This window comes from Clostridium sp. Marseille-P3244 (assembly GCF_900120155.1).
Classification (GTDB): Bacteria; Bacillota; Clostridia; order Lachnospirales; family Lachnospiraceae; genus Mediterraneibacter.
Genome location: NZ_LT635549.1, coordinates 1,757,071 through 1,771,888, shown reverse-complemented (window position 1 = coordinate 1,771,888; position 14,818 = coordinate 1,757,071). Strand labels below are relative to the sequence as shown.

The window sequence follows — 14,818 nt, the reverse complement described above, 5'->3', positions numbered from 1 at the left end:
TATTAACATTATAAGTAGAGGTTTTGCATAAATCAATAAAAACATTATGAAAATATTGTAAAACCATGAGATTTTATAGTATACTGGGTACGAAATGTGTCCTGCAGCAACAGGGTTTATAATTATTCTCTTCTGCAGGTTCTGATAAGACAAATGAGATAAGCGGGGAATGAACAATGAAGATCGGTTTTGACAACGAAAAGTATCTGAAAATGCAGTCCGAACATATCCGAAGCCGGATCGGACACTTTGACAACAAGCTTTATCTGGAATTCGGCGGTAAACTATTTGACGATTACCACGCTTCCCGCGTTCTGCCGGGATTTGCTCCGGACAGCAAGCTGCGCCTTTTAAAAGAATTGAGCAGTCAGGCGGAGATCGTTATCGTCATCAGTGCCAGAGACATCGAAAAAAACAAGATCCGCGGAGACTTGGGTATCACCTATGACTCGGATGTGCTCCGGCTGATCCAGACATACCGGGACCAGGGTCTTTATGTGGGAAGTGTGACCATTACACAGTTTTCCGGGCAGGAAAGCGCCCTTCTGTTCAAAAACAGGCTGGAAAGCATGAAGATTCCGGTGTATCTTCATTATCTTATCCCCGGTTATCCATCCAATATTCCTCTGATCATCAGCGAAGATGGCTATGGGAAAAATGACTACATACGCACCACTCGTCCGCTTGTCATCGTGACAGCTCCGGGACCGGGCAGCGGAAAGATGGCAACCTGTCTTTCACAGCTCTACCATGAACACAAGCGCGGGATCCGGGCCGGATATGCCAAATTTGAGACCTTTCCTATCTGGAACCTTCCGCTGAAACATCCTGTGAACCTGGCCTATGAGGCGGCCACCGCGGATTTAAATGACGTCAATATGATCGATCCTTTCCACCTGGAGGCGTATGGAGAGACAACAGTCAACTACAACCGGGACGTGGAGATCTTTCCTGTCCTGAATACGATCTTTGAAAAAATCTACGGGAAAAGCCCGTACAAATCTCCCACGGACATGGGAGTAAACATGGCCGGCAACTGCATCTGTGACGATGAAGTATGCAGGGAAGCTTCCCGCCAGGAGATCATCCGCCGCTATTACGCTGCTCTGAACGCTCTTGCGAAAGGAGATTCCTCTGACAAAGAGGCTCAGAAGATCGAACTTCTCATGAATATGGCCGGGGTCACTGTAGCAGACCGAAAAGTGGCAGTAAAGGCGCTGGAACGGGCAAAACAGACGAACGGACCTGCTGCTGCCCTGGAACTTGACGACGGACGCATCGTGACCGGAAAGACCACCAATCTCCTGGGTGCTTCCGCCGCCCTTCTGCTCAATGTGCTGAAGGTACTTGCGGGAATTGACCATGAATTGCATATCATTTCTCCGGAGTCCATTGAGCCGATCCAGAAATTAAAAGTGGATTACTTAAAAAGCAAAAATCCCCGTCTCCATACAGATGAAGTCCTTATCGCGCTGTCTGCCAGCGCGGCAGCCAATCCCCAGGCACGGCTTGCGCTGTCTCAGCTTCCCAGGCTCAGCGGGTGCCAGGCCCATACCTCTGTCATGCTTTCTGACGTGGATATTAAAATTTTCAAAAAACTGGGAGTTCAGCTGACCTGTGAAGCTGTCTATGAACATACTCTGCTGTCCAGTTAAAAAATCCTTGTATTTTTCTGCACGGCAGGTGTATACTATAAAAGTATTTTATAAATAAAAGTATCATTACAGTCTGATCATATCTGAGGGAGTTCCAACCGCAATGGCGCGGTCTTCTCCCTGTGGTCAGACTGTACTCTTTTTTCAGGGTTTTTTTAAACGGAGTAAGCGCGGCCTGAAGCTGTCTTCCGCGCTGATCCTACAATCACACAGGAGGGTATGATCATGGCAGTAAAATATGTATTTGTTACCGGCGGTGTTGTATCGGGTCTCGGAAAGGGGATCACGGCCGCTTCTCTCGGGCGTCTTCTGAAGGCCAGAGGGTATACGGTCACCATGCAGAAATTTGATCCTTATATCAATATCGACCCGGGTACGATGAATCCGGTCCAGCACGGGGAAGTCTTTGTCACTGACGATGGCGCGGAGACAGATCTGGATCTCGGCCACTATGAACGCTTCATCGATGAAAGTCTGACCAAAAACTCCAACGTCACCACAGGTAAGATCTACTGGTCAGTCCTCCAGAAAGAACGGCGGGGGGACTTTGGCGGAGGGACCGTGCAGGTGATCCCCCATATCACCAATGAGATCAAAAGCCGTTTTTACCGCAATCCGGCGGCAGAAAATGTGGAGATCGCCATCATAGAAGTAGGCGGAACGGTGGGTGACATAGAAAGCCAGCCCTTCCTTGAATCCATCCGCCAGTTTCAGCACGAGAAAGGACGGGAGAACGTAATCCTCATCCATGTAACTCTCATTCCCTATCTGCGTGCCTCACAGGAAATGAAAACAAAACCCACCCAGGCCAGCGTAAAAGAACTTCAGGGAATGGGCATACAGCCTGACATCATAGTCTGTCGTTCCGAATATCCGCTCAGCACGGAGATGAAAGACAAGATCTCTTTGTTCTGCAATCTTCCGGCCAGTCACGTGCTCCAGAACCTGGATGTGGAATACCTCTATGAGGCACCTCTCGCCATGGAAAAAGAACGGCTTGCCCAGGTTGTCTGTGAATGTCTTCATCTGGACTGTCCCAGGCCGGATCTCAAGGACTGGACAGAGATGGTGGAAAACCTGCGCCATCCCACGCAGGATGTCACAGTAGCCCTTGTAGGAAAATACATCCAGCTCCACGACGCGTACATCAGTGTAGTGGAAGCATTAAAGCACGGAGGCATCTATTCTCATACAACTGTAAATATCAAGTGGGTAGATTCAGAAACTGTAACTGAAGAAAATGCGGATGAAATCTTTGCGGATGTGGACGGCATCCTTGTACCGGGCGGATTCGGGCACCGGGGGATCGAGGGAAAGATCGAGGCTATACGCTACGCCCGCATACACGGCCTTCCCTTCCTTGGTCTCTGTCTCGGCATGCAGCTGGCCATTGTGGAGTTCGCACGGAATGTGCTGGGTTACAACGACGCCCACAGCATGGAGCTGAAACCGGATACCACCCACCCTGTCATCCATATCATGCCGGACCAGATCGGCGTGGAGGATATCGGAGGGACCCTGCGTCTCGGGTCCTATCCCTGCATGCTCAAAGAAGGCTCTCTGGCGGAAAAACTCTACGGATCAAGAGAAATCTCTGAGCGGCACCGCCACAGATATGAAGTGAATAATGATTACCGTGAGGATCTGGAGAGCCACGGCATGTCCCTGTGCGGACTTTCCCCGGACAGCCGGATCGTAGAGATGATCGAGATCCCGGATCACCCATGGTTTATCGCCACGCAGGCCCATCCGGAACTCAAGTCCAGACCCAACCGGCCCCATCCACTGTTCAAGGGGTTTGTGGAGGCTGCTCTCCGGAAGAAGAACGGAAAATAAACCGATCAGTGATCTTCCATCCTGCCCAGCCGGCAAACACGCCGATCAGCGCCCCTGCCAGGACATCACCGGGATAGTGGACCCCCACATACAGCCTGGAAAAAGAGATCAGACACGCAAGAATCAGACAGGGGATCCCCCACCGACGGGGCATACTGTGGCAGATCGCACAGGCCGCCGCAAATGACGCGCATGTATGTCCGGACGGGAAAGAAAAATCAGGCTGCCTCTCGATCATCAGGACCAGTTCCCCGATCATGTCATATGGGCGAATGCGCGCCACAAGCAGTTTAAGCGCCGCGTTCGTGATCAGAGCGCCGATGCCCATGGCAGCCAGCGCTGAGACGCCTGCTTTTCTCGACTTCCGGAAGAACAGAAAGATCCCGGCCAGGATAATCCAGAACAGACCGGCATCTCCCAGATGGGTGACGGCTTTCCAGAAGCCGTCCATCCAGGGCTGCCTGATATGCTCCTGGATAAACAGCAGGATGTTTCCGTCCAGCTCCTGCAAAAGCTCAAGCATTTCTCTCCCTCCCTTTTCCGCAGATCTCTTCCGCCTGGAACAGGCTGTCCACGATCTGCTCATAAGTTTTACATTTTTCCGCCTTTTTGATCTTTTTCGCGTATGGCTTATAATTCGTAAAGGCCGAAGCCAGATAAGACCAGAATTCTTTCATTTTATACAGGATCGTCCTGTCTCCGGACATTTCCCGGCAGTACCCTTCATATATAATATCATGAAACTGCCGCAGTTCTTCCTTCCCGGCGTCTTCTCCTCCGCGGATCTTACGGGCCAGAGCCGGATCGGCAAGAACTCCCCGACCTGTCATAACCCTGTCCACCCGGGGAAACTTCTCGGTAAACTTCCGGTAATCTTCCGCAGAAAAAATATCTCCGTTATAGCATACGGGATTTGAGCTTACAGAAATCGCGTCGCTGAACACCTCCATATTGGGGGTATTTTTATAAAAATCCTTCTGAAGCCTGGGATGGATGATCAGCTCCCGTATGGGATAACGGTTGTAAATCTCCATGAGTCCGGCAAATTCTTCCGGGTCATCCACTCCGATCCTTGTCTTGACAGAGACAGACATCCTGCATTTCTGAAAAACTGTGTCCAGAAACTCATCCAGCTTTTCCGGGGACGCGAGAAATCCGGCTCCTCTCCCTTTTGCCGCTACTGTTTTTGAGGGACATCCGAGATTCAGGTTAATCTCCTCATATCCATAACCGGACAGCTTTTCTGCTGTCCGCAAAAAATCCTCCGCACTGTTGGTGAGGATCTGGGGGACTGTGTACATTCCTTCGTTGTGCTCCGGAAGAATGTCTTTCTTTTCTCTTGCGCTGAAATGTCCCTTCTGGTTGGGTCTGATGAATGGCACAAAATATTTGTCGAAACCGCCAAAGCACTGATGCAGCGCCCTGCGGTAGATCCACCCTGTTATGCCCTCAAGCGGGGCCAGATACAATCTCATACATTTCACTCCTGTCTTTGAGCCCTACCTTATTACACGTGCTGTCTCCTTGTCAAGCAGAAAATGTTATGCTAAGATGCTTTTATGCGCTATGCAAAGATACTTGTGCCAAGGAGTGATACCATGCATACGATCCGAAAATTCATTAAATATTACGCACCGTACAAAGCGGTCTTTTTTATTGATCTGATCTGCGCCGCGTTCATCAGCGTCGTGGATCTCGCCTATCCCCAGATCCTTCGCGTCACCACAAACACACTGTTTACAGAGGAAAGCGGCGTGATCATCCGGGCCCTTCCCCTTCTTGCGTCAGCCCTTTTCCTTATGTATGTGGTTCAGAGTCTGTGCAAATATTATGTCAGTTTCCAGGGACACATGATGGGCGCCAATATGGAGCGGGACATGCGCCAGCAGCTGTTTGATCATTATGAGAAGCTGTCCTTCTCCTACTACAGCAAAAATAATTCCGGACAGATGATGAGCAAGCTGGTCGCCGATCTCTTCGACATCGCGGAGTTCGCGCACCACGGTCCGGAAAATCTTTTCATCTCCCTGGTGAAAATCATCGGCTCGTTTCTCTTTCTGTTCGTTATCAACTGGATGCTGGCGCTTCCGCTGGTCATCCTGGTACTTTGCATGTTCCTCTTCTCTTTCCGGCAGAACCAGAGAATGCAGGAAACATTCATGGAGAACCGCCGGAAGATCGGAGATGTAAACTCCAGTCTGCAGGACACTCTGTCCGGTATCCGCGTCGTACAGTCCTTTGCCAATGAGGATATTGAGCGGGAAAAATTCCGCAAAAGCAACCATGCGTTCCTGCTGTCGAAACGGGATAACTACAACTGTATGGGCAGTTTTATGGGATGGAATCTGTTCTTTCAGGGCATGATGTACCTGGTCACCCTTGTCTTCGGAGGGTATCTGATCGCGAAAGGTCAGATGGAAGTGGGAGATCTTGCCATGTACGCGCTTTACATCAGCATTTTTATCAGTCCCATCCAGATCCTTGTAGAATTGATCGAGATGATGCAGAAAGGCCTTGCCGGATTCCGCCGTTTCCTGGATGTGATGGAGACGGAACCGGAGATCGTGGACGCGCCGGATGCCCGTCCCCTTACCGATGTGAAAGGCCGGGTCTGCTATGAAGATGTGTCTTTTCATTACAGCGATGATAACACTCCGGTGCTCTCCCATGTATCTTTTGAGATCCCGGCAGGAAAATCCATTGCCCTGGTCGGCCCGTCCGGCAGCGGCAAAACAACAATCTGTTCTCTCCTGCCCCGCTTTTATGATGTAACCGGCGGCAGGATTACCATAGATGGCAAAGATGTCCGCAGTCTCTCATTAAAAAGCCTCCGCAGCCAGATCGGCATGGTCCAGCAGGATGTATACCTGTTCTGCGGAACCATCCGGGAAAACATCGCCTATGGGAAACCCGGCGCTTCCATGGAAGAGATCATCCAGGCTGCAAAACGGGCCAATATCCATGACTTTATCCAGGAACTGCCGGACGGGTATGACACCTATGTGGGTGAACGCGGGGCAAGACTTTCCGGAGGCCAGAAGCAGCGCATTTCCATTGCAAGAGTCTTTCTGAAGAATCCTCCCATCCTGATCCTGGATGAAGCCACCAGCGCCCTGGACAACGAGAGCGAACGCTGGATCCAGCAGAGTCTGGAAGAACTGTCCAGAGACAGGACCACGATCACCATCGCTCACCGGCTCTCCACTATCCGCAACGCGGATGAAATCATCGTTATCACTGAGGACGGGATCGCCGAACGGGGCACCCATGAGACACTGCTTGAGAAAAACGGAATCTATGCCCGCTACTATAATATGTAGTCCATCAGTAATGCAGGATCACCGGTGTCCCTGCCTCAAGCATCCCGTAGAGTTCACCGGCCTTATCCACCGGCATATTGACACATCCGTGAGAACCGGAAAACTGATACACAGAGCCGCCAAAGCCGGACTGCCAGTCGGCATCGTGGAAACCATGCCCCTGCTCTGTAAATGGCATCCAGAAAGAAACTTTTTGCCGGTAGATCGGTTCGCCGGTCAGCGGATCCGGTTCTCCCACCAGGACCGCGTTCTCCTGAGTATACAGAATAGAATAAACTCCGGAAGGAGTCTCTTTTTCCGGAACCGGCTCCCCGGTCACCACATCCGATCCAAGAGCTACCATTCCATCTTCGATATACCACATATACTGGCTGGAAAGATCCACCTCCAGATAAGTATTTCCCCAGTCCTGGGAAGAGTGTGAGGCCGCCTGCTGAATATAAGCCGGCTCTTTTTCCAGGATCTCTCCCTTTCTGATACTGTCCATAAGCGCCTGGGTCTCTGCCTCTTCATCAATTTTCCAACCATAAGTCCCTCCTGATACCTGCGCTGTCTTTCCCACCGGAGATATGATTTCGCGGACTTTTCCCACTGTGTCATACTGTTCCGCAAATTCATGAACCCATTCCCTCACGGCATCTTCCCGCAGTGTGATCTGCATGGATGCGTCACACGTAAGCCAGGAAGCGATCCTGTTGTTTTCCACTACTACATCCTCGCCCATCCTGTACGTAATCTGAGAGCCGCAATAACGGTTCAGCTCATCACAGGCCGCTGTAACTTCCGGAGAATCAGACAGATAATCCGGAGTCTTTAAACAGCCCTCCTTCTCCAGATCAAGTTCCGGCCTCAGCTCTCTAATATACATCCGGATCTTTTCATCGGCCAAATCCTGATCCACACCGTATTTTTCCGGCTTTATGACAAAAGAATTTCCGTCAAATTCCGGGTATGCGGATACCGCCTGCTTTCTTTCCTCTCCCATCACTTCCAGAGCACTGATCTTATCTTCCAGCAGTTTTTCATCAAAAGAAACCCGATATTCCATCTCCGGACCTCTTCCACTTAGAATGTAGAAAGGCCACAAAAAAGCGTTCTGTTTTTTTAAAAGAGCTCGCCCGTTATCCGCATCCATTGTCTGAAGACCGATCTCTTTCCCATAGATGGCGCTCTTCTTTTTATTCCCATCGATTATGACAAGCCTGTATTTCTGTACAGCCTCTCTGAGATACTGATCCATCTCCTTTGCTGTTTTCATGGAAATATCCTGTCCGTCCACAGTCGTTCCCGGGAAAAAATGCCTTGTAAAATATCCTGCTCCTCCCAGATATACGGCAATCAAAAAAGCCGCAGAAACCGCTGTGATCCACAGGATCCGTTTTTTTCTCTTTTGTCCCATACATCTCATCTCTGTCTTATTCATTGATCTTCTTCCGGTATATAAAATACCGTGCCGGGGATCTCCCGACACGGTCCATTATAAAATCCTCTTACATCTCCCCGGCATCTGTCCGGCATCAAAATGCCATCCCGGGCAGAATATCCTTACATATTAAAAACAATCTGTCCTCCATTCTCTGTGATAAAAAAGTAATATTCGTAAACATCTCCTTTTGTATTCTCCGTAAAAAACGTAAACTGATGCCCGCTTGGATCTCCCTTACAGCGAAATTCTGTCCTTCCTTCTGGCGGATAATAGTCATCTAAAAATGCCAGCACTGACTCTGCCAGCCCATTTCTGAGTACAAGGCCCTCATCTGTTTTTTCTGTCTCCTCCGTGGATACAGTTCCCGTCTCTGTGCCAAATGCCGGCATGATCGTAAAAGAGATCATATATCCGCTGGCATCATCCAGAAGTATTTCTACTTTTTTCACAGAAGTATCCTCTTGTCCTCTGCCCGGCCAGACAGCCACGCAGCGCCACTGGACCTGTGTGGCCTCCGGGTCATCCACGCTGGATGCAAGGACCGGTGACACAACCCAGTCCTCTACTTTCATGGTTTCCTCTGCCACCTGAAATGCAGTCAGCCTGTCAAATACATGCTCCGCTCTTTGTTCTGCTTCTATTCCATTCAGATTCTTTCCATCCCGCAGATCAACCGTCTGTTTCATCCTCCCCGTGTTCTGCAGCATTTCCCAGAAATCCGCTCCTTTTGGGTCCGGACTCTCTTTCTCTTCAATCCTTGTAACTCTCGACGCCAGTCTCATATCGGTCAGTACGGACACGATCCGGGGCATCAGAAGGCCCAGTACCACAAAAAGCAGGACAGCCGCTGCAAGAAACACTTTATTTTTCCTCTTCACTTCGTCCTCCTTTCAGAACAGCCATAACCACAGTACCTGTCCCCAGCCTGCTTTTAAACCGAAGGTATCCTCCGTGAGCATCCGCAATCTCCCGACAGAGAGCCAGCCCCAGTCCAACGCCGCCTGCCCGGCGGGAACGGGATCTGTCCACCCGGTAAAAAGCCTCCGTCAGATGCCTGATGGATTCTTCCGGAATTCCCCGTCCATTATCTCTCACAAAAATACGACAGCCCTCTGGTCTCATTTCCTGAATAACAGAGATACATCCTCCATTTTCCGGAAGCGCCTTTGCGGCATTGTCCATCAGGTTCAGGACCAGAGAACAGACAAGATCCGGTTCTAGTACACATTCTCCCTCTTCCGTCCTGTACTGGAGGGAGATATTCCTCTCCCTGTACAATGGTGTCATACGTTCTGCCGCAGACTGTACTATAACAGCCGGCGATGCCATAACAAATGCGCTTCTGTCATATTTTACTGTCATAATGTTCAAGAGCTTCATGGAAAGATTCTCCAGACGTTTCCCCTCATTTACGATATAGTCTGCGGCTTCCGCCTGTTCTTCCGCTCCCAGTGTTCCACCCCGTATCAGATCTGCATATCCGATGATAGAGGTCATAGGTGTCTTAAGTTCATGAGAAAAACTTCCGATAAACCGTTCCTGACTCTCGTTTTCTTCCCTGAGCATACAGATGGTTTTCTCCAGATGGTCCGCCATCTTGTTAAAGTCTTCTGCCAGAAGCCCTACCTCATCTCTTCCGGATACGTCCGCGCGGCTGGAGAGCTGTCCCCCGGATATCTGTCGGGCGGTCTTGGAGAGACGCTTCAGAGGGCGGGTCAGAATCCCGGCCATGCTGTAAGAGACAACTGCGCATACCGCCGTCATAACAAGAAACACCCACTGATAAATATTCTGCCAGCTCTGCCTTTCCCGGAAGATCCCCGTAATGTCACGAGCCATATCCATCCTCACCATGTCTTCTTCTGTCGTAAGGACTCCAGACAGGATCAGAAGATTTTTCCCGCCTTCCGACACACAGCGTATCTCACATACACCGGCATCCGGTGTGCCATTAGATGCTTTTATATCCGTGTTCCCTGATTCATAGATCGTTCCATTCTCTGTACGAAAACGGAGCATCTCCCAGGAAACAGCACTTTCCCCCTTTATTTTCGTCACTATATCCGCTATGTCTTCATAGATGAGATTCCCGTTAATGTCCCCGATAATCCGGAGCGTTCCCGCCAGAGTCTGGTAAGCCTCATATGCCCTGTCCTGCTCCCGCTCAAGCGACTGCCCGAAAGAAGCCGACAATAAAAGACTTCCTCCTGTTCCGAACAGTACAGACAGGATTGCGATCATGCAGAGCGCGATCTTTGTACGAAACTTCATCCTGCTACACCTCCAGCCGGTACCCCACTTTGTTGACAGCTATAAGACAATCCTCCCATCCGACTTTCCGGCGCAGCCTCTGAACATGGAGATCTACGGTTTTGCTTCCAAACCGGTACTCTCCTCCCCACACATGGTCATAGATCGTATCCCGATACAGAGCCCGTCCGGGATTCTGCACAAACAGCAGCAACAGATCGTACTCCTTCTTTGTCAGTCTGATTTCTGTGTCTCCCCGCCATACCTGCATGGAATACGTGTCGATCGTAAGCCCACCCACACAGAAAATGCGGTCATTCTTCCTGTACCGGCGCAGCACCACATCGATCCGGGCCATTAACTCCGGAATCTCAAAAGGTTTTACGATATAATCTTCCGCCCCTGCCCGGAGACCCTTTACACGGTCAGAGACCGCATTCCTTGCGGTAATAAAGATGACCGGTATCTCCATGGGGCGTATATACTCCATCAGCTCAAATCCATTGATCTTTGGCAGCATAATATCAAGAAGTACCAGATCATATCCGCCGGATTCCAGATACTCCACCGCGTCCTCTCCGTCAAATGCACAGGTACACAGATACCCTGCCTTTTCCAGGCTGATGCGTATCAGATTGGAGATCGGCTTCTCATCCTCCACAACTAATATCCTGATCAAGATACTTTCCCCCTTGTCCTTTGATTCTGGCCGCGGATCCGAAAGATCTTTGCCTGCCATATTTCTTCTTATCATATTGCTTTCCGGCATCAAAACAGCAAACTTTTCAGCTCTCTGCCTTTCTAAGCTTACTACAAATCAGACAGGGAATACAAGTGGAAGCGCAGAAACGGGAATCATTGAATTTTAATTTAGAAAATGATATGATAGTCAGGTATGCTATGACAGAAAAGGATGATCTTACCATGACAAAGGAACAGTTGAAAAATCCACAAAACCAAAGCAGTATCCTGCGTGCCTTTCGGGCTGCCTTTCCTCATACTATTCCCATTTTTGCCGGTTTCTGGTTTCTGGGGCTGACCTATGGCATCTATATGAATGTGTCCGGATTTTCCTTTCTGTATCCTATGCTCATGAGCCTGACTATCTTCGCGGGAAGTGTAGAATTCGTGACGGTAAACATGCTGCTGGGCGCCTTCAGCCCTCTGCAGGCTTTTACCATGGCACTGATGATCAACGCCCGGCATCTGTTCTACGGCATTTCCATGCTGGAAAAATACCGGGGATATGGATGGAGGTCTTTTTATCTCATCTTTGGCATGTGCGATGAAAGCTTTTCCATTAACTATACCGCTTCCATACCACCTGGGGTAGACCGGGGATGGTTCATGTTCTTTGTCACACTGTTAAATCATTTCTACTGGTTTTCCGGATCTACACTGGGCGGTATCTTCGGCTCTTTGATTCATTTTGATACCGAAGGTCTTGATTTTGTCATGACTGCCATGTTTGTGGTTATTTTTATGGAACAGTGGCTGAAAGAAAAAGACCATACCAGTTCACTTCTGGGTCTTGGACTTTCTGTCATCTGTCTCGTTGCGTTCGGAGCAGATAACTTCATTATCCCGTCAATGCTGGCTATCCTCGGGGTGCTGACTATAATCCGCAGACCCCTTGAAACAAAAAACACAGATAACATAAAGAAAATTTCCGGGGAAGGCGGTGAACATTCATGACGCTGATACAGCAGATCATAACCGTAGGCATGGTTGTTCTGGCCACAATACTGACAAGATTCCTTCCGTTTCTCGTATTTCCGGAAGGAAAACCCGTCCCCAAATATGTCCGGTATCTGGGTAAAGTACTGCCCCCAGCCGTATTCGGGCTGCTGATCATCTACTGTCTGAAGAGTGTCAGCATCTTCAGCGGAAGTCACGGAATCCCGGAACTGATCTCCATCCTTCTGGTTGTGGTCCTTCATCTCTGGAAAAGACAGATGCTTCTGTCTATCGCAGGAGGGACCATATGCTATATGCTGCTGGTCCAGTTTGTCTTCTAAAAGTGCCGGTATCGGGAAACCGTATTCTGCGGCAACAGAATGGGTGTCCCCGCCTCCGTTCCGTAATCCGGGAAAACATAAAGGGACTTAAGCTCCACCTAAAAGCAAGACAGGCCGATGGGCAACTCACTTCGTTCACACAATCCCATCGGCCTGCCTGACGGTGCAGCTTAGTCCCTTAAGTTTTTCCTGCGGATTCCTCCAAAGTCGCCGGTCCACTCATCTGCCGCCGCAGAAAGGTTCTTCCGATCGCAGTCTTTTTCCTTCTCTGCACTTTATCCATCCCCTCTGGCGTCATGATTCATCCTCCGTCAATCTCACGATTTGAAAGTAGGCGAGAAGGGGAACTGGAGAGATATAAACGATCCCAGGAGTTATTATGGTGGAGTAAATGGCAGGATGTTGTTTACTCCGTCCGGCATATGTCTTCTGCCTTTTTGAAAATAGAGTATATAGTCGATAACGTTCTGTTTTCACAATCAGTTCTAAATCGCGAGATTGTTGAGGGGAGAAGATACGGAGCCGGAGAAGGAAGAGGTGTCCGTCGAGGGCCGTGCGGCAACGCCGGCATTTGGGGCGCGTCCTTTGCGCCCCTTATGTGCCGCTGCGTTGCAGCCCCGAGCGAGAGCGTGCCCGAGATGGATATCCTCTTCCTTCCCCCGGCGGACACATCCTCCCGTCAACAACCTCAGATTTTCACTCGTAACGGACCATTTCTCTTTTCAGTCTCTGCATGATCTTTTTCTCCAATCTGGATATATATGACTGTGAAATCCCCAGAATATCCGCCACTTCTTTCTGCGTTTTTTCCTGACCTTCCGGATTGTCCAGTCCAAAACGCATCCGGACGATCATTTTTTCCCGGCTGCTTAGTTTATTCAATGCCCGGATGAGAAGTTTTCGTTCTGCTTCATTTTCCAGATCTCGATAGATTGTATCTTCCTCTGTACCCAGAATATCCGACAGCAGAAGCTCATTCCCATCCCAGTCTACATTCAGCGGTTCATCGATGGATACTTCCATCTTTGTTTTACTGTTCCTTCGCAGATACATAAGGATCTCATTTTCAATACAACGGGACGCATAAGTGGCCAGCTTGATTTTTTTTGTCGGATTAAAGGTGTTGATTGCCTTGATAAGGCCAATGGTCCCGATGGAAATCAGGTCCTCCACGCCGACGCCCGTGTTATCGAATTTTTTCGCGATATATACGACCAGCCGAAGATTATGTTCGATAAGAGTCTTTTTCGCCTCCTCATCATATTCTGTTCCAAGCCGCCGGATCATCTCACTCTCACAGGCTCCCTCCAACGGAGGCGGCAGGATCTCACTTCCCCCTATGTAATGGATCTCCTTTCCGCTTCCAAACAAAAGACTTTTGATGTCTGGTATAACCCGCAGTCTGAACTGCTGCGGAACAGCTACTTTCACGATCATTTTATTTCCTCCTCAATTTTTTCGTTTCACAGACATTTTTATAAAATACCCTTCTACTGGGAGAGTACTCCTGGATTTAGAATGATATCGTAAGATTTTTCCCCGGACAGGGACTCCTCTCCAATTCCAAACAGTGGATTTTCTACCCAACAGTCCTCTTTGAAATGAATGCACATTTTATCGATCCGGAAAACTTTCATAATACGATTTCCCCCAATATAACGGTAAGGTATCATATGGAATCCCTTTTCTTTTTCCGGGGCAGACGTTATCTCTGCCAGAAATCCAGGATCCAGTATGTTCACAGGATCTCCGGTAACAAAATCTCGAAGCTCATTTCCTGTATCCCACAGTGCGTTCGCTGTTTTTTTCCCATTTCTTGTATACAAAGTCACCGTCAGGATATTCTGCTGTTGTCTGCATATATATGTAATTATTTTCCATAATTTCAGTAGCAGGAAATAGCCCAGAACTGCCACCCCGTAAAACAGGCTGGCCCATCGCATGCAGGGACGGAAGAACTGCATGATCCCTCCCAGGAAGACCGCTCCCCCATACAATATAAGAAAGGCCTTTACAAACTGCGCTATAGAGGCGGGCCCAAGTCCCGCGATCAGCATGACACTGTTCACCACAAAATGAAACAAGATCAGTTTCATAAATCCTGGAACAGGTAATACAATCACAAGACATGTAAGCAGACTTCCCAATGCTCCGGAAAGAAAAAGCCGTCCGCAGGAACGGCCACACTTCAGTATGCGGTTAATGGCCAGCAGGAGCAGACTGTCCATCATAAAATTCTCAAGAAAAAATATATCTATGTACAATTCATAGTACATGCTCCACCTTCCCTCCGGTAACGATCCGGATTTTATT

General features: G+C 49.2%; 13 protein-coding genes. 5 read left to right on the top strand and 8 right to left on the bottom strand.

Annotated elements, in window-relative coordinates; genetic code table 11:
- The first annotated feature begins 176 nt into the window (after positions 1-176).
- Both BQ7367_RS10265 and BQ7367_RS10260 read left to right on the top strand, forming a co-directional pair.
- Positions 177-1,655, top strand: a complete 1,479-nt coding sequence (locus tag BQ7367_RS10265; RefSeq protein WP_072525348.1) for a DUF1846 domain-containing protein — start codon at positions 177-179, stop codon at positions 1,653-1,655.
- Positions 1,656-1,880: 225 nt separating this feature from the next.
- Positions 1,881-3,491, top strand: coding sequence for a CTP synthase (locus BQ7367_RS10260; RefSeq protein ID WP_072525347.1), 1,611 nt, complete (start codon positions 1,881-1,883; stop codon positions 3,489-3,491).
- Here the strand turns inward: BQ7367_RS10260 and BQ7367_RS10255 are convergent.
- Positions 3,445-4,014, bottom strand: coding sequence for a phosphatase PAP2 family protein (locus BQ7367_RS10255; protein ID WP_072525346.1), 570 nt, complete (start codon positions 4,012-4,014; stop codon positions 3,445-3,447). The two genes, BQ7367_RS10260 and BQ7367_RS10255, sit on opposite strands and share 47 nt — an antisense overlap.
- Complete coding sequence (locus tag BQ7367_RS10250) at positions 4,007-4,966, bottom strand: tRNA dihydrouridine synthase (protein ID WP_072525345.1); 960 nt, start codon at positions 4,964-4,966, stop codon at positions 4,007-4,009. Before BQ7367_RS10250 ends, BQ7367_RS10255 begins: the two co-directional genes overlap by 8 nt.
- 123 nt (positions 4,967-5,089) lie before the next feature.
- Here BQ7367_RS10250 and BQ7367_RS10245 point away from each other — a divergent pair, with 123 nt between their 5' ends.
- A complete protein-coding gene (locus BQ7367_RS10245; RefSeq protein ID WP_072525344.1) occupies positions 5,090-6,811 on the top strand; it encodes an ABC transporter ATP-binding protein in 1,722 nt (573 codons plus the stop codon).
- A gap of 4 nt (positions 6,812-6,815) precedes the next feature.
- Here BQ7367_RS10245 and BQ7367_RS10240 read toward each other — a convergent pair whose 3' ends face one another.
- From BQ7367_RS10240 to BQ7367_RS10225, 4 genes are all read right to left on the bottom strand, one after another.
- Positions 6,816-8,210, bottom strand: a complete 1,395-nt coding sequence (locus BQ7367_RS10240; protein ID WP_159431654.1) for a L,D-transpeptidase family protein — start codon at positions 8,208-8,210, stop codon at positions 6,816-6,818.
- Between the two features lie 146 nt (positions 8,211-8,356).
- Positions 8,357-9,115: a hypothetical protein gene (locus tag BQ7367_RS10235; RefSeq protein ID WP_072525342.1), complete on the bottom strand. Its 759-nt coding sequence runs from the start codon at positions 9,113-9,115 to the stop codon at positions 8,357-8,359.
- Entirely contained in the window at positions 9,099-10,508 is a 1,410-nt protein-coding gene (locus tag BQ7367_RS10230) for a sensor histidine kinase (protein WP_072525341.1), read from the bottom strand. The genes BQ7367_RS10235 and BQ7367_RS10230 overlap by 17 nt, the downstream gene beginning before the upstream one ends.
- Positions 10,509-10,512: 4 nt before the next feature.
- The gene (locus BQ7367_RS10225) at positions 10,513-11,166 is read right to left on the bottom strand and encodes a response regulator transcription factor (RefSeq protein WP_072526174.1); all 654 of its coding nucleotides are present in this window, start codon (positions 11,164-11,166) and stop codon (positions 10,513-10,515) included.
- A gap of 245 nt (positions 11,167-11,411) precedes the next feature.
- Between BQ7367_RS10225 and azlC the strand changes: the two genes are divergently transcribed.
- Together azlC and BQ7367_RS10215 are read left to right on the top strand one after the other, a co-directional pair.
- Positions 11,412-12,182, top strand: coding sequence for an azaleucine resistance protein AzlC (gene azlC, locus BQ7367_RS10220; protein ID WP_072526173.1), 771 nt, complete (start codon positions 11,412-11,414; stop codon positions 12,180-12,182).
- Positions 12,179-12,505, top strand: a complete 327-nt coding sequence (locus tag BQ7367_RS10215; RefSeq protein ID WP_072525340.1) for a branched-chain amino acid transporter permease — start codon at positions 12,179-12,181, stop codon at positions 12,503-12,505. Before azlC ends, BQ7367_RS10215 begins: the two co-directional genes overlap by 4 nt.
- Before the next feature lie 696 nt (positions 12,506-13,201).
- Here the strand turns inward: BQ7367_RS10215 and sigE are convergent.
- Positions 13,202-13,942, bottom strand: a complete 741-nt coding sequence (gene sigE, locus BQ7367_RS10210; RefSeq protein WP_072525339.1) for an RNA polymerase sporulation sigma factor SigE — start codon at positions 13,940-13,942, stop codon at positions 13,202-13,204.
- Positions 13,943-13,995: 53 nt separating this feature from the next.
- On the bottom strand, positions 13,996-14,781 hold the full coding sequence (locus BQ7367_RS10205) for a sigma-E processing peptidase SpoIIGA (RefSeq protein WP_072525338.1): 786 nt from the start codon (positions 14,779-14,781) through the stop codon (positions 13,996-13,998).
- Between the last annotated feature and the right edge of the window lie 37 nt (positions 14,782-14,818).

What these genes read in the sequence shown, in the direction of transcription:
- BQ7367_RS10265 (WP_072525348.1), top strand. Translation starts at nt 177, where the DNA reads ATGAAGATCGGTTTTGACAACGAAAAGTATCTGAAAATGCAGTCCGAA.
- BQ7367_RS10260 (WP_072525347.1), top strand. Translation starts at nt 1,881, where the DNA reads ATGGCAGTAAAATATGTATTTGTTACCGGCGGTGTTGTATCGGGTCTC.
- BQ7367_RS10255 (WP_072525346.1), bottom strand. Translation starts at nt 4,014, where the DNA reads ATGCTTGAGCTTTTGCAGGAGCTGGACGGAAACATCCTGCTGTTTATC.
- BQ7367_RS10250 (WP_072525345.1), bottom strand. Translation starts at nt 4,966, where the DNA reads ATGAGATTGTATCTGGCCCCGCTTGAGGGCATAACAGGGTGGATCTAC.
- BQ7367_RS10245 (WP_072525344.1), top strand. Translation starts at nt 5,090, where the DNA reads ATGCATACGATCCGAAAATTCATTAAATATTACGCACCGTACAAAGCG.
- BQ7367_RS10240 (WP_159431654.1), bottom strand. Translation starts at nt 8,210, where the DNA reads ATGGGACAAAAGAGAAAAAAACGGATCCTGTGGATCACAGCGGTTTCT.
- BQ7367_RS10230 (WP_072525341.1), bottom strand. Translation starts at nt 10,508, where the DNA reads ATGAAGTTTCGTACAAAGATCGCGCTCTGCATGATCGCAATCCTGTCT.
- azlC (WP_072526173.1), top strand. Translation starts at nt 11,412, where the DNA reads ATGACAAAGGAACAGTTGAAAAATCCACAAAACCAAAGCAGTATCCTG.
- BQ7367_RS10215 (WP_072525340.1), top strand. Translation starts at nt 12,179, where the DNA reads ATGACGCTGATACAGCAGATCATAACCGTAGGCATGGTTGTTCTGGCC.
- sigE (WP_072525339.1), bottom strand. Translation starts at nt 13,942, where the DNA reads ATGATCGTGAAAGTAGCTGTTCCGCAGCAGTTCAGACTGCGGGTTATA.
- BQ7367_RS10205 (WP_072525338.1), bottom strand. Translation starts at nt 14,781, where the DNA reads ATGTACTATGAATTGTACATAGATATATTTTTTCTTGAGAATTTTATG.